Source organism: Bradyrhizobium sp. CFUWI, from assembly GCF_056429085.1.
Window position 1 is genome coordinate 338,057 of record NZ_JBWJZE010000007.1, and the last position, 18,341, is coordinate 356,397.

General features: G+C 62.5%; 23 protein-coding genes. 13 read left to right on the forward strand and 10 right to left on the reverse strand.

Annotated features, from left to right (window positions below):
* The first annotated feature begins 162 nt into the window (after window positions 1–162).
* Complete coding sequence (locus AC066S_RS18255; RefSeq protein WP_126255621.1) at window positions 163–1,137, forward strand: quinone oxidoreductase family protein; 975 nt, start codon at window positions 163–165, stop codon at window positions 1,135–1,137.
* 33 nt (window positions 1,138–1,170) lie between these two features.
* On the opposite strand, the gene AC066S_RS18260 is transcribed toward AC066S_RS18255, so the two are convergent.
* Both AC066S_RS18260 and AC066S_RS18265 read right to left on the reverse strand, forming a co-directional pair.
* Window positions 1,171–1,446: a hypothetical protein gene (locus AC066S_RS18260; RefSeq protein WP_135169631.1), complete on the reverse strand. Its 276-nt coding sequence runs from the start codon at window positions 1,444–1,446 to the stop codon at window positions 1,171–1,173.
* Between the two features lie 100 nt (window positions 1,447–1,546).
* Window positions 1,547–2,155, reverse strand: coding sequence for a S24 family peptidase (locus tag AC066S_RS18265; RefSeq protein ID WP_035705094.1), 609 nt, complete (start codon window positions 2,153–2,155; stop codon window positions 1,547–1,549).
* 166 nt (window positions 2,156–2,321) lie between these two features.
* Here AC066S_RS18265 and AC066S_RS18270 point away from each other — a divergent pair, with 166 nt between their 5' ends.
* Window positions 2,322–2,852, forward strand: a complete 531-nt coding sequence (locus AC066S_RS18270) for a GcrA family cell cycle regulator (RefSeq protein WP_478270245.1) — start codon at window positions 2,322–2,324, stop codon at window positions 2,850–2,852.
* Window positions 2,853–2,894: 42 nt separating this feature from the next.
* On the forward strand, window positions 2,895–3,470 hold the full coding sequence (locus tag AC066S_RS18275; protein ID WP_135161874.1) for a hypothetical protein: 576 nt from the start codon (window positions 2,895–2,897) through the stop codon (window positions 3,468–3,470).
* Between the two features lie 14 nt (window positions 3,471–3,484).
* On the opposite strand, the gene AC066S_RS18280 is transcribed toward AC066S_RS18275, so the two are convergent.
* Complete coding sequence (locus AC066S_RS18280) at window positions 3,485–3,841, reverse strand: hypothetical protein (protein ID WP_478270246.1); 357 nt, start codon at window positions 3,839–3,841, stop codon at window positions 3,485–3,487.
* A 645-nt stretch (window positions 3,842–4,486) separates the two neighbouring features.
* Between AC066S_RS18280 and AC066S_RS18285 the strand changes: the two genes are divergently transcribed.
* The gene (locus AC066S_RS18285; RefSeq protein WP_007601490.1) at window positions 4,487–4,672 is read left to right on the forward strand and encodes a hypothetical protein; all 186 of its coding nucleotides are present in this window, start codon (window positions 4,487–4,489) and stop codon (window positions 4,670–4,672) included.
* Window positions 4,673–4,796: 124 nt separating this feature from the next.
* Entirely contained in the window at window positions 4,797–5,138 is a 342-nt protein-coding gene (locus tag AC066S_RS18290; RefSeq protein ID WP_126255626.1) for a phasin, read from the forward strand.
* Between the two features lie 292 nt (window positions 5,139–5,430).
* Here the strand turns inward: AC066S_RS18290 and AC066S_RS18295 are convergent, their stop codons facing one another.
* The 3 genes from AC066S_RS18295 to AC066S_RS18305 all read right to left on the reverse strand — a co-directional run bounded on the left by AC066S_RS18295 (window position 5,431) and on the right by AC066S_RS18305 (window position 8,813).
* Window positions 5,431–5,748 (reverse strand): c-type cytochrome, encoded by a 318-nt coding sequence (locus tag AC066S_RS18295; RefSeq protein ID WP_478270247.1) that lies wholly within the window; start codon window positions 5,746–5,748, stop codon window positions 5,431–5,433.
* Window positions 5,749–6,032: 284 nt separating this feature from the next.
* Window positions 6,033–6,863, reverse strand: a complete 831-nt coding sequence (locus AC066S_RS18300; protein WP_478270248.1) for an alpha/beta fold hydrolase — start codon at window positions 6,861–6,863, stop codon at window positions 6,033–6,035.
* A 153-nt stretch (window positions 6,864–7,016) separates the two neighbouring features.
* Entirely contained in the window at window positions 7,017–8,813 is a 1,797-nt protein-coding gene (locus AC066S_RS18305) for a ShlB/FhaC/HecB family hemolysin secretion/activation protein (RefSeq protein ID WP_478270249.1), read from the reverse strand.
* 130 nt (window positions 8,814–8,943) lie between these two features.
* On the opposite strand from AC066S_RS18305, the gene AC066S_RS18310 reads away from it, so the two are divergent.
* Entirely contained in the window at window positions 8,944–10,158 is a 1,215-nt protein-coding gene (locus AC066S_RS18310) for a FecR family protein (protein WP_478270250.1), read from the forward strand.
* A 59-nt stretch (window positions 10,159–10,217) separates the two neighbouring features.
* Window positions 10,218–12,959: an EAL domain-containing protein gene (locus AC066S_RS18315; RefSeq protein WP_478270251.1), complete on the forward strand. Its 2,742-nt coding sequence runs from the start codon at window positions 10,218–10,220 to the stop codon at window positions 12,957–12,959.
* 33 nt (window positions 12,960–12,992) lie between these two features.
* On the opposite strand, the gene AC066S_RS18320 is transcribed toward AC066S_RS18315, so the two are convergent.
* Entirely contained in the window at window positions 12,993–13,253 is a 261-nt protein-coding gene (locus tag AC066S_RS18320) for a hypothetical protein (RefSeq protein ID WP_126255632.1), read from the reverse strand.
* Window positions 13,254–13,503: 250 nt separating this feature from the next.
* On the opposite strand from AC066S_RS18320, the gene rocF reads away from it, so the two are divergent.
* Window positions 13,504–14,481 carry an arginase gene (gene rocF / locus AC066S_RS18325; RefSeq protein ID WP_126255633.1) on the forward strand — a complete coding sequence of 326 codons (978 nt, stop codon included), beginning with the start codon at window positions 13,504–13,506 and terminating at the stop codon, window positions 14,479–14,481.
* A 110-nt stretch (window positions 14,482–14,591) separates the two neighbouring features.
* On the opposite strand, the gene AC066S_RS18330 is transcribed toward rocF, so the two are convergent.
* Window positions 14,592–14,885 carry a GlcG/HbpS family heme-binding protein gene (locus tag AC066S_RS18330; protein WP_478270252.1) on the reverse strand — a complete coding sequence of 98 codons (294 nt, stop codon included), beginning with the start codon at window positions 14,883–14,885 and terminating at the stop codon, window positions 14,592–14,594.
* 16 nt (window positions 14,886–14,901) lie between these two features.
* Window positions 14,902–15,288, reverse strand: coding sequence for a nuclear transport factor 2 family protein (locus tag AC066S_RS18335; RefSeq protein ID WP_478270253.1), 387 nt, complete (start codon window positions 15,286–15,288; stop codon window positions 14,902–14,904).
* A 362-nt stretch (window positions 15,289–15,650) separates the two neighbouring features.
* On the opposite strand from AC066S_RS18335, the gene AC066S_RS18340 reads away from it, so the two are divergent.
* The 5 genes from AC066S_RS18340 (at window position 15,651) to AC066S_RS18360 (ending at window position 17,998) form a co-directional block, all read left to right on the forward strand.
* Complete coding sequence (locus AC066S_RS18340) at window positions 15,651–16,061, forward strand: hypothetical protein (RefSeq protein ID WP_235885099.1); 411 nt, start codon at window positions 15,651–15,653, stop codon at window positions 16,059–16,061.
* Window positions 16,062–16,658: 597 nt separating this feature from the next.
* Complete coding sequence (locus AC066S_RS18345; RefSeq protein WP_126255636.1) at window positions 16,659–16,874, forward strand: dodecin family protein; 216 nt, start codon at window positions 16,659–16,661, stop codon at window positions 16,872–16,874.
* A gap of 155 nt (window positions 16,875–17,029) precedes the next feature.
* A complete protein-coding gene (locus tag AC066S_RS18350; RefSeq protein ID WP_126255637.1) occupies window positions 17,030–17,341 on the forward strand; it encodes a hypothetical protein in 312 nt (103 codons plus the stop codon).
* A 99-nt stretch (window positions 17,342–17,440) separates the two neighbouring features.
* Window positions 17,441–17,632 (forward strand): hypothetical protein, encoded by a 192-nt coding sequence (locus tag AC066S_RS18355; protein ID WP_478270254.1) that lies wholly within the window; start codon window positions 17,441–17,443, stop codon window positions 17,630–17,632.
* Window positions 17,633–17,671: 39 nt separating this feature from the next.
* Window positions 17,672–17,998, forward strand: coding sequence for a GcrA family cell cycle regulator (locus AC066S_RS18360; protein WP_478270255.1), 327 nt, complete (start codon window positions 17,672–17,674; stop codon window positions 17,996–17,998).
* Between the two features lie 164 nt (window positions 17,999–18,162).
* On the opposite strand, the gene AC066S_RS18365 is transcribed toward AC066S_RS18360, so the two are convergent.
* Window positions 18,163–18,341, reverse strand: a 179-nt coding sequence (locus AC066S_RS18365; protein ID WP_478270258.1) for a transposase, incomplete at its 5' end; no start/stop codon positions are given.

Below are 18,341 nucleotides of genomic sequence, written 5' to 3' on the forward strand. Positions count from 1 at the left end.
CGCACCATCAACTCTTTCGAACGGATGTCGAACGGCGGAGGTTTGTCGCTCGCTGTGACATTCTTGTTACGTGTCTGTACTGTAACGGGCAGACGGAATGCCTATTTCTGCGGCCAATCCGGCTTTTTCGGATCCTCACCCAACGATAAGGGAGCAACGCCCATGACCCATGCCATTCGTTTTCACAAGACCGGCGGTCCGGAAGTCCTGGTCTGGGAGGAGGTCAGCGTCGGCAAGCCCGGGCCGGGCGAGGCGCGCATCCGCCACACCGCGGTCGGCCTCAACTTCGTCGATATCTACAACCGTTCGGGCCTGTACCCGGCGCAACTGCCGAGCGGGCTCGGCAGCGAGGCGGCCGGAATCGTCGAGGAGGTCGGGCCCGGTGTCACCGATCTGAAGCCGGGCGATCGTGTCGCCTATGGCGCCTCGCCGCTCGGGGCCTATTCCGAGGCGCGGCTGATCCCTGCTGACCGTTTGCTGAAGCTGCCCGACGGCGTCGACGACAAGACCGCGGCGGCGATGATGCTCAAAGGGCTCACCACACAATATCTGATCCGGCAGACCTATCGGGTGAAGGCTGGCGACACGATCCTGCTGCATGCGGCGGCCGGCGGCGTCGGCCTGATCCTGAGCCAGTGGGCCAAGCACCTCGGCGCGACCGTGATCGGCACCGTCAGCAACGACGAGAAAGCCAAGCTTGCCAAGGCGCATGGCTGCGATCACGTCATCATCTACACCCGCGAGGATTTCGTGAAGCGGGTGGACGAGATCACGGGCGGCAAGAAGGTGCCGGTGGTCTACGATTCCGTCGGCAAGGACACGTTCCTGAAATCGCTGGACTGCCTCGCGCCGCTCGGCGTCGCCGCGCTGTTCGGCCAGTCCTCCGGCGCGGTCGAGCCGCTCAATCTCGGCCTGCTGGCCCAGAAGGGCTCGCTCTACGTCACCCGCCCGACACTGTTCACCTATGCCGCCAAGCGTGAAAATCTGGTTGCGATGGCAGGCGAGCTGTTTGACGTCGTCAAGTCCGGCGCGGTCAAGATCGAGGTGCATCAGACCTACCCGTTGAAGGACGCCGCCAAGGCGCATGCCGATCTCGCCGCGCGCAAGACGACGGGATCGACCGTCCTCACGGTCTGATCCGCTCCGGGACGTGACGCAGGCTCGGCTGCGTCACGTCCGTTCGTGCTTGCGCAGATCGCGGGTGTGGTCGAGGCGGACCGCCTGGAGGTCGACCTCTTCCGGCGGGATCTGGGGCAGGGCCGCCTCGGTCAGGATGGCCTCGGTGACGTCCTCGACCGAGTTTTCCGCGATCTCGTGGATGAACGAGACGTTCTGATATTCGCCCGAGGCGATGCGGAAGACGACCTCGCGCCTGGTGATTTCGGGGTCGACGACCGCCTCACGGCCGCGCCGCCCATAGTCGATCATCACCACGAAATATTGCATGAAAACGACCCTGCCGCGCTCCCGTCACCGGGGATGCGGCAGAGTATTTCCGAAAAACAGAATCAAGTCAAGGGCTATTTCTGTAAAACGGAAATGAGCGTCACTTGCCCTTCTTGCGCGGCCGCGCTGACTTGGCGCGCAGCCGCTCGAGCTGTCCTTTGGGCATCGACAGGCAGATCTCCCCGACCCAGTCGAGCTTGACGCCGACGATCGGCTTGGCATTGAAGCTGGTGAGATTGACGACGGACGGACTTTTCCCCCGCTCGATGGTCTTCAGATAGCGCTCGCCGGTCTTGAGCCGGACCACGGCCTCCTCGCCGTAGAAGCTCGACAGCGGGTGGCGCTGGTCCTTGTAGACCACGATCACGTCGCCGCTCTCGTATTTGGGCAGCATCGAATCGCCCACGATTTCGAATGCGACGGTTTCTTCCATGATCGGGAAGGGCAGCGTGATGTCGCCAAGCCCCTCGGGCGGAACCTGCTCGTAATCCGGCTCGATCACGGCGCCGGCGCCGACCCGGCCCATGATCGGCGCGAGATTGAGCTCGAGATATTCCATGATCGGAATGATCTCCGAAGCCTTCACCAGACGTTCGCCGCCGAGGATCTCCGAGACCGCGCCTGGGCGCACGCCCATGGCCGCCGCCAGGCCGCCCTTGCTCTTGCCCGTCTTCTCCAGGCCCCGCTCGATCATTGCAACGTCCAACATGCTGATTCCCTCGATTGCGCACCGTCTTGCCTCTTGTAATCCGAAATTCGGAATTGATGCAATTATGAATATCAGAATTATCGCTTGACTCGTGCTTCGGAATACCGGAATGTGTGTTTCGTCTCCCGGTCGCTCAACGGGGGGAGGCGCATCACAGGACAGCATCATGGAACCGGGCCATTGGCCGTCGGAGCACTCCGACGCGCTTCGCGACTATTTTCGCAAGGGCATGTCTTATGCGGAGATCGGAAGACAGATTAATGCAAGGTTTGGAACGGCTTATACCCGCAATGCGGTGATCGGCCGCGCCAAGCGGCTCGGGCTCGTCATCCCGGAATGGATAGCGAGCCCGTCGATCACGCCATATGTGCCGGGTGAGGCTCCGGTTTCGCCGCGCCGCGCCGTGTTACCGAACCTGAACGTGCCGCCGAAGTCCGCAATGAAGCCGGCGGCGCCGGTGAAGTTGCGCTGCGTCGGCGTTCAGCCGCGCCTGATCCAACTGGTCGAGCTCGAGCCGGCCGATTGCCGCTATCCCTATGGCGGCGACAAGGACGGGGAGGAGATTGCCTTCTGTGGTCATCCCTGCCGGCCGGGTTCCAGCTATTGCGCGCCGCATGCGCGCCTGACGCGCCGCTCCGGTGCGGCGTCCGCCCGCGCCCCCGGTCCCGTCGTGCTGAGGCTGGTCTCCGCTGCCTGAGCTCCCACCCTTTCATCGTCCATTTTCGCAAGGAGTATCCGAGTGGCTCGTGTCCGACGCAACAGGTCCTATAAATTGGCCCAGATCTACGACCGGCGGTCCCGCGAGGTGCCGTTCAACGCCGAAGTGGCGGAGGTCGAGATCGACAATCCGCTGGCGCTCGATTCCGGTGAGAAGATCCTGGCCATCCGCTCGATCCGCGGCGATCCGCTGGGGCGGCTGCACGCACACCACCAGATCGACGAGGCACAATATCGCGGCGGGCGTGCCTTCCAGAATGATTGGGAGAGGGCGGAGCGGGGGCCTCAGGCGGTGGACCCGACCCGGGAATATGTCGACGGCACGCGCACGCGCGACCCCGTCACCGAGAGCCAGCGCCAGGCGGTGTTGCGGTTGAACCGGGTCGAGCGCGAGCTTGGCACCGACGGCGCCGCGCTGGTGCACGACGTGCTGATCCTGGGCCTCACCATGGATCAGGTCGGCGCGCGTCGCGCCGTTCGGGCGCAGCGCTGGAACGACTATTTTGCGCGGCGCTTTCGCGAATGTCTGGACCGGCTGGCGCTGGTCTATGGCTTTGCGACAGAAACGAGCGCCCGGCGGGCGGAGCGGCGCGGGTGAAGACAGTCGGTCGCTTATGGATGTGGTACGATCTTATAAGGCGTCGTGTACGGCTCGACGCGCAGCGAGGCATTGGCCAGAAGCCCGATCTTGGCGGTCGGCGCCTGCTGCAATTCGCCGTTCGGGCCGCGATGCACGTTGTACTGCCATACGGTGAGATCGCCCTTCTGCGCGAGCGCGTGCGCAACCGCGCTCGCATCATTGCCCCCGAGCCCGTGGAGTTCCTCCGCCGATAACCCGATCACGAATTCGTCCTTGATGGTGATGATCTTGAACAGGTTCATCTTGGTCTCCTGCGCCCATGCGCCTTGTATCGAGAGGGTGAAAAGCGCGACCGCGGCGCCCTTGATGAGATCGCAGCGAGAAATCATGTCGTCATCCTTGGTGCTGAGGCGCGCCCGAATCGAAGAGTCTCAGCCATGGCGCCCGTAATCTGCGTGGCTGTGTCGCAACGGCTTGGTCGCTCGCTTATGGACAATGGTTCATAGGCGGACATCCGGACCGACGAGCGACAGCGCGCCGAGATCGGGACGCTGGAGATCAGCTTTCGAGGTCGAGGTTCATTTGCCGCCGATACAACCGCTGGGCCAGACTCAACAATTACGTGTACGCGCCGAGAAGCGCTCGTATGCAGCCAATGTGCATTCATGGCGGAAACGAGCCGAAACGTTGGGCCCATTGACAGCGGTCGAGGCTGTGTTGCGTGATAGATGCCGCTTCTTGACGCAGGTGGGTGACGGCGGTCGATATTCCTGTTATCCGGAATTGCCGTGCTGCGATGCAGATGAAGCATCTCTGCACCCACTGTCGGACTTGCCGGGCGGGTTGTTCCTTGGCATAGTTACAACCAGATGGTTGAGCGTTGTTGGACATGTCGTTCGGCGGTGCCAGCCGGCCGGGGCCACCCGGCCGACAGTTCGTCGCCATAGGTCTGTTGTGGCGGCTTGCTGCGGCGTCTTGTTGCGGCGTTCGGTCTCGAGCGGATCACGAAGGCCGACGCTTGTCATAGGTGCGAGATGAAGAACCTCAATTTCGCGGCTGAGTTGCACCTCAAGCTCGGCGCGCCCGCAAGCGGCACGGTCGAAAGTCTGCGCTTGCTCCGCGCGTTCCTTAAGCTCGCGCCGCGACAGCGTTTCGAGGTGATCAAGCTGGTCGAAGACCTCGCCACCGAAGAAGCCCTTCCCGAGCACCCCTTGTCCTGAGTCCGGCCCGTCTCTTCGCTTTCCTGCCCTCGCCGGGCCCCGGCGAGGTTTCCCCGCGGCTGGCCGCTGGAAGGCGATCCGGCAAGTGTGGTATTCAGTCGGGAAAACGGGAGGAGTGCGAACCATGATCGAACCGAAGCTTGAAGTTCCGGCCGAACTGCGCGACCTGGCCGAGAAGACGATTGATCAGGCCGAAAAAGCGTTCGGCATGTTTTTCGAAGCCGCCAGCAAGTCAATGACGTCGGTTCCAGGTGCGGGGACGGAGGTGTCGAAGCAGGCGTTGAATTTCACTGAGCAGAATATGAAGTCGGCTTTCGAGCATGCACGCAAGCTGGTCCACGCTACCGACCTTCAGGAAGCGATGCGAATCCAGTCCGATTTCCTGCGCAGCCAGTTCACCAGTGCTGGAGATCACATGCGCCAGATGACCGGCAGTCTTATGCAATCGGGCAAGGGCAAGTCCTGATCCTCGACCTGTGCGCAGAGTGCCCACAAATTGAACTTGCGTGGCACGGCGATCCGCATTTCGATGCTGACGCAGATCCATGACGGGCCACCGAATGACCTTGTTCGCCGTCCGTCATCTCTTCTGCTGATCCCTGTCGGTCCTCCGGCAGGGATTTTTATGTGTGGCAGGTCCCGTGCTCGGCGCGCCACCAAAGCGCGATGAGATCAGGAAGAATCGTCATCGTGCTTTGGGAGTATTGTTTGAGCATGATCTCTTCGGAAAGCCGCTCCGCGCTTTTCCGGATCATGCATTAGCGCAGCGATGCGATGTAGGCCGCGATGTCGCCCGCTTCGGTCCGGCTCAAGGGGAAGTTCGGCATCTTCGGGTGCGGATCGAGCAGGAAGAAGGCGAGCCTCTCCGGACTGAAATCTGGCCTGCGCGCGACAGAGGCAAAGGAGGGGACGTCGGCGCTCGCCTGGGTCTGGCCGTTGGCGACGAAATGGCAGCTTGCGCACCAGCGCTTGGCGAGGTCCGCACCGTGGCCGGCATCGGCTGCGAGCGCGGGCGACGTGCCGATGCTCGAGGTTACGGCAAGCAACAGGCAGATTCGTCTCAAATGCTGGTGCATCGGGCAACCTTCATGCGTTCCGTCCGCCATGCCTATCCGCAGCACGATCCCGGAAATTGCGAGAGATCAATGCGGGCGATGATCGACCGCAGCAGCTTGCGAACCGAACGATAGAGATGCCGTGCGACTGCCGGCATTCTCGCCGCCGGCAGGCTCAGGCTTCCTGCATCGAGACCCTTCGTATCAAGACTTTCGATGGAATGCGACACCTGTCTCTCCGAGGCCATGTGGTTTTCTATCCTGCCGTCTCGGAGCCGCCTTGATCTGCCGCAAAGCTTTCCCGGCTAATAGTCGCCCGGATTCATGATCATCGGGCTTTTCGTATCGGCCGGCGCGAGCGCGCTGCTGGCGCTCTCACGCAGAAAGCGGTCGAGCGTCTCCTGGATCTTCTCCTTGACCGAGTTGGGGCCGCGATCGCTCATTTCCGTGTGCTGCGCGCCGGTGTGGACGATGGCGATGCCGCGCGCCTTGGCTTCTTCCGGCGTCGGCAGCACGCCGGGATCGGTCACGAAATGCGGGTCCTTCGACCGGAACGACAGGATCTTCATGCCGTCACTGACCACGAAGGGCACCCGCAGATTGTCGAGCGTGATCACCTTCGACACCAGCTCCGGGTGCTGATGGGCGACATACATGGAGACATCGCCGCCGTTCGAGTGGCCGACGAGGGTGATGTGGTCGTAATCGACGTTCTCGTGCTGCCTCTTCAGTTTATCCAGCACGAAGAGAATGTTCGCCTCGCAGCGGATATAGACCTCATGCCGGCCGACATATTGCTGACCGGCAAGGGTCATCAGCGGCGGGTCGCTCGGCAGGTCCTGCTGGATGCTGGCAACCAGATAGCCGCGCGCGGCGAGCGCATTGGCGAGGAAGGAATATTCGGTGGCCTTGACGGTATTGCCGTTACTGATGATGGCAAGCGGGAGTTTCCAGAGGCCGAGATTGGCCTTGGTCTCGTAATCGCGCCGCACCGCCAGTTCGACCGAGATCGGTCGCTGCCGCGAGGCGTCGAACAGCGCCAAAGTCTCATGGCGGATCGCGAACCGGCTGACGACGAGATATTCCCCGACGCCGAGGACGCTGAGAAACGCCAGGACCGCAAACACCCTCTTCATGGCTTCGTCTCAAATCACGTTCGGCTGAACATGGTCATTGGGAACTCTCCGATCGAGCGATCGTGAGCAGGTTACGGGATTAAATTTAGGCAACTCTGTGAGCAAGGCGCAATGGCCGTATGCCGGGGGCCATTTGCGCAAACGACCGGGCGGCTAGAGACAGCCCGACCTGCCGCGTTCGGGGCAGAGCCGGAGTGCGCTCGACAATGTGAACAGAAGGCGGGGGCTGCGGCGTTCGTTGTCCGGCGCCCGGTAGCTCAACGGCACGGCCACGCCGAGATCGGCCTGGATATCGTTTGGCAGGAAGAAGCGGACACCGGCTCCGGCCGATGTGAGCGACAGGCCTTCGCTCAAACGGTAGCCGTCGTTCCAGACGGCGCCGGCGTCGCCAAAGGCATAGAGCTGATGGCCGGTCCAGTAGCGGAAATTGAGCTTCTGATCGAAGCGCAGCTCGAGCGAGCCGGCGAGGCCGTTGTCGCCGCTGATCTCGGCTGCGCCGCAACCCCGGCCGAAGGCCGCACCGCCGAGATAGAACTGCTGCGAGGTGAACAGCGGCCGCGACGCTGTCTGGCTCGCCGCCGCGAGCTTGAGTGACCAGGCATCGTTGAGCGTCTGGTAGCGCGTGAACCAGAGGTTCAGCACCGAGAAGTTCGAGGAGGCGCCGTTGCGCGACAACAGATCGTCGTCGAAGTGCGAGGCGCCGAAGACGTCCAGGCCCTGGCGATAGGTCAGCGTCGCGAAACTGGTGCCGCCGAATGGATCCTGCAGCCGATAGTCGGCGGTCAGGCTCGCCGTTCTGATGTGGTCGTTGTACCACGGGCCGTAAACGTCGTGCTCGGATACATTGCTGAAGGTCGTCGCCGCGGTCAGCGTGAGCGTCGAGGATTGCGATTGCAGCGGAACGACGCTGGCGCGCAGCTCGAAGGCCTCGGTCGTCGTGATGTCGCTGTCGAGGCGGCGGGCATCGCCTGGTCGGACCGCGCTGTAGAGGACGGAAGCGCCGAGACGTACGCCGTCGACGCCGACGGGCGCGTCATAGGATAGCCGCGCAAAGCCGAGCTGGCGAGGATCGTTGGCAATGGTCGACAGGTTGACGGCCAGCGCGTCTCCGGGCGTGAGGTAGGAGTTGAACGCGCCGGTGGCGTAGGTCTGCCACGGGCCCACCGAGGATGATCCGAGGTTGTCCAGGCCGAACGAGGAGAAGACGTGCCAGGTCTTCAAGTAGACGGTGAGACGGAAGCGGCCGGAGCCGCTGCCGATTTCCTCCAGCGCGCTGTCGGTGATCCGAACGCCCGGCCTGGCGTTGATGAGGAAGAGCTGGCGTTCGAGTGTCGGGAGGCGCGACGGCTGCTCGGTGAGAACCGGCTCGAGCATCGGCCTGACGCCGAACTGCTCGGCGCCGTCGCCTTTCAGCTCGACCTGCACGATGGCGCCTTCGATCACCTGGATCCGGACCCGGCCGTCGGCAATGTCCTGCGGCGGCACAATCGCCCGGCTGAGATGGAAACCGTCGGTGCGGTAGAGATCGCTGATCGCGCCGGCGATCCCGGCGAGATCCGCCTGCGAGACCTTCTTGCCGAGGTAGGTCTGATAGACTGAGGCAATGCGATCGCGGGAGACGGCGTGGGCGCCGCTGACGTTTACGCCGCGCAGGACGAATTGCGGCTTGGTATCGCCGCCGCCGTTGGGTTGGCCAACCGTCGGCAGGCTGACCGGCGGGCGGCTCAACTTTTCCCGTTCGGTTTGGTTTTCAAAATATTTCTCGGGCTGGCGCGGATCGAAGCCCGGCTGGTTCGCCTGCTGTGCGAACGCTTGGAGACCTCCCGCCAAAATCGGGACCAACGAGGCCAATGCGGTAATGAGATGCCGCTTCCCGACGCGCGCGGCGAAACTTTCTCCGTAGTTCGACGGAGGAATCGTCGCCGGGCGGAAAAGGTTCGTTAGCTGCATGATTTTTCATAGTTTTTTATGGTCAATGATTGGTTAATGGCGCCGCTCCACTGGCCGCTTCCTGCTAATCCTCTCTTGAGTGATTTCGGATACCCCTCAGATCTGGCTGTAACGCGGACTGAGGATCGTCATGCTCGGCAGAATTGGAATGCGGTGTGCCTTCGTGGTGGCGCTGATGCTTGGAACGGCTTCCGGCGCGTTCGCGGCGGAGGATGGCGTCTGGTCGATCAGCAAGGCCACCGGTGAGGTGTGGGTCGCAACCGACGGCGCGCAACAGGTCGCGCTGAACCAGGAAGAGACGCTCAAGCCCGGCAATACCATCCGCACCGGCCGCAACGGCCGGGTGCTGCTGGTCCGCGGCGAGGAAACGATCCTGATTTCTCCGAACTCCGTGGTCGGCTTGCCGGCCGAGAAGAAGGACGGACTCTCGACCACCATCATCCAGCAGGCCGGTTCGATCCTGCTCGAAGTCGAGAAGCGCAACGTCAAGCACTTCGAGGTCGAGACGCCCTATCTCGCCGCCGTGGTCAAGGGAACTCAGTTCAGCGTCACGGTGGAGGCGGGCAGCACCAAGGTCGGCGTGCTCCGCGGCCAGGTCGAGGTCTCCGACTTCAGGACGGGACAGATTGCCCAGGTCATGAAGGGACAAGCAGCAACCGTCTCTGAGCACGGCAAGCCCGGCCTCAGGCTGAGCGGTGCAGGGACGTTCAACCCGATCGAGCACGGCAAGCCGCGCACTCCGACGATCGAGCGTGTGCCCGTGCCGAAATCAGGCCTGTCCGCGCCGCGCAATGCGGCGAACGGCCATGCCATCCACGCGCTCGGTCCGATCGACAAGGGGACCAAGGTTGCCGGGGCGCCGAAGCAATCGCATCAGGCGGCAGGAGGTCATGTTTCCAAGGCCGGAATCGTGCGCATCTCGAGCTCGCTCGGCGAGGTCAAGCTGAACTTCCACAAGGTCACGCGTGGGCTCGCCCACGGCAACGTTGCTCCCGGCCAGGTGCGCAACGCGAACGCCAACGCCGGTACCGAGACGGTCTGGAGCGAGGGCAAGGCCGGCACCGCCGCGTCCAACATCGCAGCCCAGACGGCATTGACGAGCAACGGTGCGGCAGCTTCCATCAGCAACAGCGCGTCGAACCCGGGCGCTGCGATCGCCGCGGCTGCCAGCAACGGAAACGCCGGCGGCAACGGCAATTCCGGCAACGGCAACAACGGCAATGGCGGCGGCAATAACGGCAACAATGGTGCCACCGGCAACGGCAAGGGCAACAATGGCAACGGCAATGGGAATAGCGGCGGCAATGGCAGCAATGGTCATGGTCACGCCTACGGCAGACGCTGAGGCGATTTCCTAGGGGATGAGGGGCGTACCCGCAGAAGCGGGGACGGGGGAGGATCGGAGTGAAACGCTATCGGCCGCATATTCTGGTTGTGATCGCGCTTGCGATCGTGCTGTCCACGGGATGGCATGGCGCACTTCGCAACGCGCTCACCGATCTGCGGTTCACCTGGCAGTCGCGTGACGCCAGCGGCAAGGTGGTCGTCGTGGCCATCGACGCACCATCCATCGATCAGATTGGCGTGTGGCCCTGGCCGCGCTGGCTTCACGCCGACCTGTTGAAGAGACTAGAGGCGGCCGGCGCGGGGGACATCGCGTTCGATGTCGATTTCAGCACGCCGTCGGATCCGGCTTCCGACGAGGCTTTCGTCAAGGCCCTTCGCAATGCCGGCGGCTCGACGATCCTGCCGTCCTTCAAGCAGCCGACGCCGAATGGTGGCGCGGCGCACGTCAATCGTCCGCTGAAGCCGTTCGGCAACCAGTCGTGGCCGGCGGTCGTGAACGTCGCAATCGAATCCGACGGGCTGGTTCGCCGCTATCCGTTCGGCGAGAAGCTCGGCGATGCCGTGGTGCCGTCGATGGCCGTGGTGCTGGCCGGGCAGGACGTCAATCGGCGGCCGCCTTTCCTGATCGATTTCAGCATTCGTGCAGCTTCTATTCCGACCGTCTCCTACGTCGACGTGTTGCGCGGCGATGCCGCGACTCTCGACGGTCTGAAGGACAAGAAGGTCATCGTCGGGGCCACTGCGCTCGAGCTTGGCGATCGCTTCAGCGTTCCCAACGGCAGGATCGTCTCGGGGCCGGTGCTCCAGGCCCTGGCCGCGGAATCCATCCTTCAGGGCCGGATGCTGCGCTGGACCTCCGATACCGGCATGATCCTGGGCTTGGGCCTGATCACTCTGCTGATGATGTATTCGTGGCGGCGCCTCGCACCAGGGATTCGCGTCGCGGTCCTCGTCGCCGCCGGCGCGGCCATCGAGCTGGCCGCGGCCCTGGTGCAGGCAAGATGGCCCCTCGTCATCGACACATCGCTTTTTCACATTGCCATCGTCGCCTATCTGACCGCGATTGCGCTGGACGAAATCGATTTCCGTGGGCTGCTGGGGCGCATCGCCGAGAGCCGCTTTCACCGCATCGCGATGTCGCTTGGCGACGGTCTCGTCTGCACCGACGAGGATCACCGGATCACGGTTTGGAATCCGGGCGCAAGCGCGATCTTCGGCTACATGCCGGCCGAGATGATCGGCCGCCCGTTCGAAACGCTGTGCGCTGTGCCGGTCGACGGCGATGCCAGACCGTCCATGCACGACGCCGCGCGCCAGGCGCTGCTGGTTCCTGGCGGGGCGGTGGTCGTCGAGTTCGAGGGCCGGCGCAAGACTGGTGAAACCTTCCCCGTCGAGGCGAGCTTCTCGGGCTGGCAGGGAACGGACGGCTTTCAATACGGCGCGATCCTGCGCGATATCTCGGTCCGCAAGCGCGAAGCTGAACGTATTCAATATCTGGCCGAACATGACGTGCTGACGGGCCTCCCCAACCGGAACATGCTGCACGCGAGCCTTAGCGACCTGATCGCCGCGGCGGAGCGCCGGTCGTCCGGCGTTGCTCTGCTCGTGCTCGGGCTCGACGGCTTCCAACAGATCAACGACATGCTCGGGCACTCGTCCGGCGATCTCGTGCTCTGCGCGGTCGCCGAGCGGCTCCGCGCCGAAGTCGATGGCAAGGCGATCGTAGCCCGGCTCAGCGGCGACGAATTCGCCATCGCGCTCGATTGCGCTGATATCGGCGAACCGGTCGCGGCGTTCGCCGAGCGCATCGCGCAGGCCTTTGAAGCCCCCCTCGCGACCGGCACCCGGCACCACCGCATCAGGATAAGCGTTGGCGTCGCCGTCTATCCGGAGGGCGGGCAAACGGCCGACGATCTCCTGAGCAACGGCCATCTCGCGCTGAGCCGCGCCAAGGCGACGCGGCGCGGCGGCCATGTTCTGTTCGAAACCGCAATCAGGCAGGAGCTGGAGAACCGGTTGACGCTGGAGAGCGAGCTGGCGCTTGCTGCGGATCGCGGCGAGTTCGAGCTGTTCTATCAGCCGCAGGTTCGCCTGATCGACGGCAGCCTGGTCGGAGCCGAAGCGCTCATCCGCTGGCGACATCCGGTGCGCGGCTACGTCTCGCCAGCCGAATTCATGCCGGTGGTCAACACGTCGGCCCTGTCCGAGCGGATCGCGAACTGGGTGATGGAGACGGCCTGCCGTCAGGCGCGAGCCTGGGAATTGTCCGGCAACAACGTGCGCGTCGCCATCAACCTCTCGCCCTCGCAACTGCAATCCGGCGATCTCGCGCATGCGGTTGCAGCACTGCTCGAGGTGACCGGGCTGACGTCGTCGCTTCTCGAAATCGAAGTCACCGAAGACATCCTGCTCCATGACGAGCGCCGCGTGCTTGCCATGTTCAAGCGGATTCAGGACCTCGGCGTCCGGGTCGTGTTCGATGATTTCGGCACCGGTTACGCAAGCCTGAGCTATCTGAAGAAGTTTCCGCTCGACGGGCTCAAGATCGACCGGTCGTTCGTGTTTGGTCTGCTTGCCAATTCCGACGATGCCGCGATCGTCGGCTCGACCATTGGCCTCAGCAAGCAGCTCGGCCTCACCGTCGTGGCCGAAGGCATCGAGAACGGCGCCACGGCCGACTTCCTGGTCGGCATGGGATGCGAGGAAGGGCAGGGCTATTTCTTCGGACGTCCGATGCCTGCCGAGGCGTTCGAGAGGCAATTTCTGACGGCCGAGCTGGACGCGGTCACCGCTGCCTGAGCAGGACGGTTTGGCCGAGCAGGCGGCTCGTTTCTAGCGCCGCCGTGCGACCGCGACGCCAAAGAGGAAAGCCACGAACAGGCTGGCAAGCGGCGCTTCACGCGTGATCGCCGCGACCGTCGCGAGGGCTCCGCCGGGCTTGCGCGATTCCTCAATTGTCGAGGTGAAACGATCGACGGCCGCGTGCAGGCCGCCCGCGACCTCACCGATCGTGCGGGAGACATCCGCCGCCGTATCGATGGCACGCTCGGCCATGCCGGGTTGGGACGTGGATTCCGGTATCTCCGTGCTCAAGTGCGCGACCTCCAAGCCTGATGGCGGAGGCCGGCACCTTTGGCTATCCGCGCGAGCGCTTGTTTTGAACAGCGGGTCTGACGACCTTTGGCTATCCGCGACAGGCGCCGTCATTTAACGGCGGGTGCCGGCCTTGGATGGGCAATTCGGCGCTCGGGCTTTTGTTCCTCCCGAAGCGAAGCGCCCCCGTGAAACGACGGATGCGAATCTCTGTTAGGCTGGATCAACCTTGTTGACTGAGGAGGCGGCCGTGACCGATCGGACCATGACGGATCGAGCCCGGCGCATCGCTTTGCTCGGCGCGCCCATCGATATGGGCGCATCGCAGCGCGGCACCTTGATGGGGCCTGCGGCGCTGCGGACCGCGGGCCTTGCGACACTGCTCGAAAGCCTGGATTTCGAGGTCGTCGACTACGGCGATCTTTCCGCAAGCGAAGTCCGGGACCTCACCGACAGGCCGCCGGAGCGAGCCAATCACTACCGCGAGATCCAGCGCTGGACACGGGTTCTGAGCCGCAAAGGCCATGAGATCGCGAAGACCGGTGCGCTGCCGATCTTCCTGGGCGGCGATCACACGCTGTCCATGGGATCGGTCAATGCGATGGCGCGCCACTGGCAGGAGCGGGGCAGGGAGCTGTTCGTGCTCTGGCTCGATGCCCATGCCGATTACAACACGCCGGAGACGACGATCACCGCGAACATGCACGGCATGTCGGCCGCGTTTCTGTGCGGTGAGCCCGGCCTCGATGGCCTGCTCGGCGGCGATCCGCGCGCGTCAATCCATCCGGACAGGCTCGACCTGTTTGGCGCGCGTTCGATCGACAAGCTGGAAAAGGAGTTGATGCGCGCGCGCCGGATCAGGGTCGTCGACATGCGCCAGATCGACGAGTTCGGCGTCGCCGTGTTGATCCGGCGCGTCATCGAGCGGGTCAAGGCGAGCAACGGCGTGCTGCATGTCAGCTTCGACGTCGATTTCCTCGATCCCTGCGTGGCGCCGGGCGTCGGCACCACGGTGCCTGGTGGTGCGACCTATCGGGAGGCGCACCTGATCATGGAGCTATTGCACGATTCCGGCGCGGTCGGATCGGTCGACATCGTCGAGCTCAATCCCTTCCTGGATGAACGCGGCCGGACGGCGCGCACGGCTGTCGAGCTGATCGGCAGCCTGTTCGGCCAGCAGATCACCGACCGGCCGACGCCGAGCAACGCGATCGCTCCGGGCGAGTGAAGCGGCGGCTGACCGAGACGGTGAGTTTCGAAGCGGAAGTTGCTTGGCCAGCCTATTGAATGACGTCGGCCCAGCGGCGAAATTTCTACCGGGCGGGCGGCTCTTATCACTCAGCGACGATTGAGTGCATCAACGCCGGCCTGACAGACGACGGCGTCCTGCGCTCCAGTCCCACCGCTGCAACCGATCGCACCGACGAGTTTGCCTTCAAGGATAATTGGCAGGCCGCCAGGTGAGGCCACTAGAGTGCGGTCGAGTGTCATCACGTAGTTATGACCGGTCTCGGTGAGATCGAACATGATCTTGGTGCCACAGCGGTCGAAGTGAGCACGGCGCCGCGTCCGGTCTGCCGCCGATAGCCAACAATACGATGTTCTCAGCATTGTTCGGTCAAGGGTCCACATTCGGACATGTGCGTCGTTAAGCTGACGGAGGTCCTTCAACAATCTTCCAATACGAGTCCTTGCGGATCACCTCGCCCGCGCGAAAAGTGTAAAAGTCACATCCTCGGACCTCGATCTTTTTTCCCTCGCCTGTAGTGCCCGTTAGCGTCCATTTTGAAATGCCCGTGTTTGCCATCGTATCCACAAAATGTTCGGCGTCGCCGTAGTGAACATCCGGTAAGCCTGCAAAGCGCGTCGCGAGCCCGTCTCGTACCTTGCGTTTGCCCTCGAAGCGAGAGCCCCAAGGCTTGCTTCCCCTCGGCATCTCCAAGACACAATCGTCAGCAAAGAACTCCATGATGGAATCCAAGTCGTGCGCGTTGAACGATTCACACAGCGCCGTCAATTTCGATCGAATGTCCATCCTTCCCTCCATCGAGTTCTCGAAAGGGCTACAATAACACAAAGGCACACAGGTGAGTTGAAGGACCGATTAAACGTCTGGTCGATGTCGCCCTTCGGGTCACAGGCCGACTTCCGAACCGACTTGAGCCTAGGTCGGCTTATCTCCTGAAGGCAGACATAGCGGCCCCGTCAGGCGAACGGCGGCAACGGACCATAAGCGGGCGCGGCAAAAATATGCCAACGCATGCTCGGGCAAATGTTGCTGGTCTACGCCTGGGCGGAGTTGGAGTTGCGCCCGGCGAGCCAGAAAGTCCTTGACGCAACGGAATGCCATGGATTTCTTTCGGTCGGAAGTAGTTGTGCGATGGACGGAGCCGACCCGTGGGATTCTTTCTGAGACTTGTGCTCGCAACCGCTTTCGTGAACGTTCCTCCAGCCGGCGCCCAGGCGAAGGGAGCCGTTGCTTCTCCTGCCTTGCAGAAGGAATTCGATGGCTTCATCGAGAAGTTTCGCGCGGCGCTGAGGACGAACGACTCCGCCGCCGTCGCTGGTATGACCCGATTGCCGTTCATGAACCACAGCGAAATTCGCGACGCCGCGCAATTTCGGGCCAAGACCTATCGAACCTCGTTCACGGCGAAAAATCGCGCGTGTATCCAGCGCGGCAAGGCGGTTTACGATCGTGATCAAGAGAAAAATGACAATTACCTCGTCTTTTGCGGCGAGCTCATCTTCGTCTTTACCAAGACGCCGGCAGGGTTCCTTTTTACAGGCATCGGCGTGAATGACTGACCAGGCAACGGGGGGTCGCTTGTCAATGCCGCTCGGCGGCGTGCCTTCGCTTCGAGGGTTCGCGCATCGGTCGGAACATTCGAGAAGTTGGCCGAGTTTGAAGTCTGCTGGCAGTTCTGCTCTGCGGACAGGCATTCGCAACACAGTCGCGTCATTTGTCATGGATCGCACTATTTGATGAGCTGAGGCGGATCGAGCGCGATGTAGTCGAAGGAGAACGACGGCTCGCTGAGCAAGAAACGGCTCCTCTCTCAAGGCTCCCCCTGAAGGTCTCCGAACCAGGGAAATGTTGCCGTCTCGCCGGAGGGCAAGGCGACATGCGGGATATTATTCTATCAGCAGCAGCCCCGCTTCTTGTCGCCGTCGAACATACTTGTGGCGACGGACAACCGCTTCCGCTCGACAAGCCGTGGCTGGAAATGGAAATTGACATCGAGCGAGAAAACGAGGTCCCTCGGCTTCGAATGAGCCCACAATTGAGCACGGGAAAAGTGACAGCCTATCAGACCCTTTTCCGCAGCATCCCCTCCGACACGAGGTATCGGTGTCGGGACTCCAGATGCTAGATTTCCGGCCTCTACCGAACAGGAGGACGTCATGCCCGATAGCGTCTACAAGGTCATTGAACTGATCGGCACCAGCACCGACTCGTGGGAGAAGGCGGCTGCCAATGCGGTCGAGCAAGCCGCTAAATCTCTGCGGGATCTTCGCATTGCAGAGGTCGTCAAGCTCGATATGCAACTAGATGACAAGGGAAAGGTCGAGGCCTATCGCGCCAAGCTCAACGTGTCGTTCAAGTTCGAAGGCACCTGAGCTTCAAGCACCTCGCCCTTGCGGGCGAGGATGGCTCGTTGGACAAAGTGCGTTGCACGGATGCCGGGCGCTGTGGCCTATCCCGGAAGTTGGCACTGGTCCGACCGGGACGGATGTGCTCTGATGCGAGGGAGCGTATGGTGCGTGGTGGCCCCATGTACATGATCATTCGCAAGTACACGAAGGTTCGTTCGGTTGCGGACGCCGCTCGTCGCGCCAAGAGCGGCGTCGGTGAGATCCTGAGGCAATCGCAGGGATTTAGATCTTACCATGTGTTGGATGCGGGCGACGGCGTCGGTATCGCCGTGATGTTATTCGATGACCGCGAAAGCGCCAACGCAGCGAACGCCAAGATACTGGCGTTTGTTCAGGCAAGTCTGCATGACCTCGATCTTGGGGTTCCCGAAATAATCAGCGGCGAGCTATTGGTGGACATAGAGTCTGATGGATCTTCCGGCATAAAGTAGCGTCGCCATTCCATGACGGGTGCTGCCCTTGCTCTGGATCTACGCGTGCCGCCGCTCAGGAACATCCGACCGCGGGGGCTTTCGAGGAGCAGCAACGACATGAAGCAACACACTTTCGAAGCATTTTCCATCACGGCGGTCTGCTGGACGTCGCTCGTCCTTATGGGCACCGCGGAGCCGCCAAGAGATCCTGATGAAGATGAAGAGGAAGAAGATGAGGAGAACGAAGACGACGACGAGGAGGATGACGCAGACGAACCGGCGGTCGTGCGCGAGCCGGACGAAGACTAGATTGACGCGTGCTTGGCAATCGGCGTTATAATATCCCCCATGGGCTGGGATGCGAAAGACATTGGGCTCCTCACCAGGCTCTGGTCCTCAGGGCAGAGCGCGGCGCAGATTGCGCGTCGGCTCGGATGCAGTCGTAATGCGGTCTGCGGGATGCTGACCCGTCAGGGACTGAAGCGAGGCCACAGGCCGCCCACGGCAAGGCCCAAGATAAGGCCGTCGCCGAAGCTGAAGGCGACGTCGGCAGCTTGCACCCGTCCAGTCGCAAAGAAGGTGTCGCGGAAAGCACCTGAGAGGCAGCAGCCCCAGCAATTCAGCAAGCAGCAGCTTTACGAGATCCTGGCTGAGGCGGTCAAAAATACTGGCTAAGAGTTCACCGCGGACGCTGTTGCGCTGCAGTCGGTGTCTGGCCCGGCTCGTCGGTTTCGGAGGTGGTGCACCTTGTTTGTCTGCTTCGCATGTCTGCTATGGGTCTTGGTCGTGTAAAAACGCCGGTCTCAAGGCAGTCGAGCGGAACCAGGACCAGCTTAGTGTCAGGCCGCGATCGCAGCCATCAGCGGCTTGATCCCGACGATGTTCATGACTCGTGTCAGATTGTAGGCCAGGACGGAGAGCGCCATTTCGGCCGCCACTTTCGGAAGCGTTTTGGTCAGGAAGTGTGTCGCTCCCATGCGGGCTTTCATGGTGCCGAACGGATGCTCGACTGTTTCGC

Excerpts from the sequence above, each read along its gene's own strand:
- AC066S_RS18255 (WP_126255621.1), top strand. The coding sequence starts at position 163 with ATGACCCATGCCATTCGTTTTCACAAGACCGGCGGTCCGGAAGTCCTG.
- AC066S_RS18260 (WP_135169631.1), bottom strand. The coding sequence starts at position 1,446 with ATGCAATATTTCGTGGTGATGATCGACTATGGGCGGCGCGGCCGTGAG.
- AC066S_RS18265 (WP_035705094.1), bottom strand. The coding sequence starts at position 2,155 with ATGTTGGACGTTGCAATGATCGAGCGGGGCCTGGAGAAGACGGGCAAG.
- AC066S_RS18270 (WP_478270245.1), top strand. The coding sequence starts at position 2,322 with ATGGAACCGGGCCATTGGCCGTCGGAGCACTCCGACGCGCTTCGCGAC.
- AC066S_RS18280 (WP_478270246.1), bottom strand. The coding sequence starts at position 3,841 with ATGATTTCTCGCTGCGATCTCATCAAGGGCGCCGCGGTCGCGCTTTTC.
- AC066S_RS18285 (WP_007601490.1), top strand. The coding sequence starts at position 4,487 with ATGAAGAACCTCAATTTCGCGGCTGAGTTGCACCTCAAGCTCGGCGCG.
- AC066S_RS18290 (WP_126255626.1), top strand. The coding sequence starts at position 4,797 with ATGATCGAACCGAAGCTTGAAGTTCCGGCCGAACTGCGCGACCTGGCC.
- AC066S_RS18295 (WP_478270247.1), bottom strand. The coding sequence starts at position 5,748 with ATGCACCAGCATTTGAGACGAATCTGCCTGTTGCTTGCCGTAACCTCG.
- AC066S_RS18300 (WP_478270248.1), bottom strand. The coding sequence starts at position 6,863 with ATGAAGAGGGTGTTTGCGGTCCTGGCGTTTCTCAGCGTCCTCGGCGTC.
- AC066S_RS18305 (WP_478270249.1), bottom strand. The coding sequence starts at position 8,813 with ATGCAGCTAACGAACCTTTTCCGCCCGGCGACGATTCCTCCGTCGAAC.
- AC066S_RS18310 (WP_478270250.1), top strand. The coding sequence starts at position 8,944 with ATGCTCGGCAGAATTGGAATGCGGTGTGCCTTCGTGGTGGCGCTGATG.
- AC066S_RS18330 (WP_478270252.1), bottom strand. The coding sequence starts at position 14,885 with ATGTGGACCCTTGACCGAACAATGCTGAGAACATCGTATTGTTGGCTA.
- AC066S_RS18335 (WP_478270253.1), bottom strand. The coding sequence starts at position 15,288 with ATGGACATTCGATCGAAATTGACGGCGCTGTGTGAATCGTTCAACGCG.
- AC066S_RS18345 (WP_126255636.1), top strand. The coding sequence starts at position 16,659 with ATGCCCGATAGCGTCTACAAGGTCATTGAACTGATCGGCACCAGCACC.
- AC066S_RS18350 (WP_126255637.1), top strand. The coding sequence starts at position 17,030 with ATGTACATGATCATTCGCAAGTACACGAAGGTTCGTTCGGTTGCGGAC.
- AC066S_RS18355 (WP_478270254.1), top strand. The coding sequence starts at position 17,441 with ATGAAGCAACACACTTTCGAAGCATTTTCCATCACGGCGGTCTGCTGG.
- AC066S_RS18360 (WP_478270255.1), top strand. The coding sequence starts at position 17,672 with ATGGGCTGGGATGCGAAAGACATTGGGCTCCTCACCAGGCTCTGGTCC.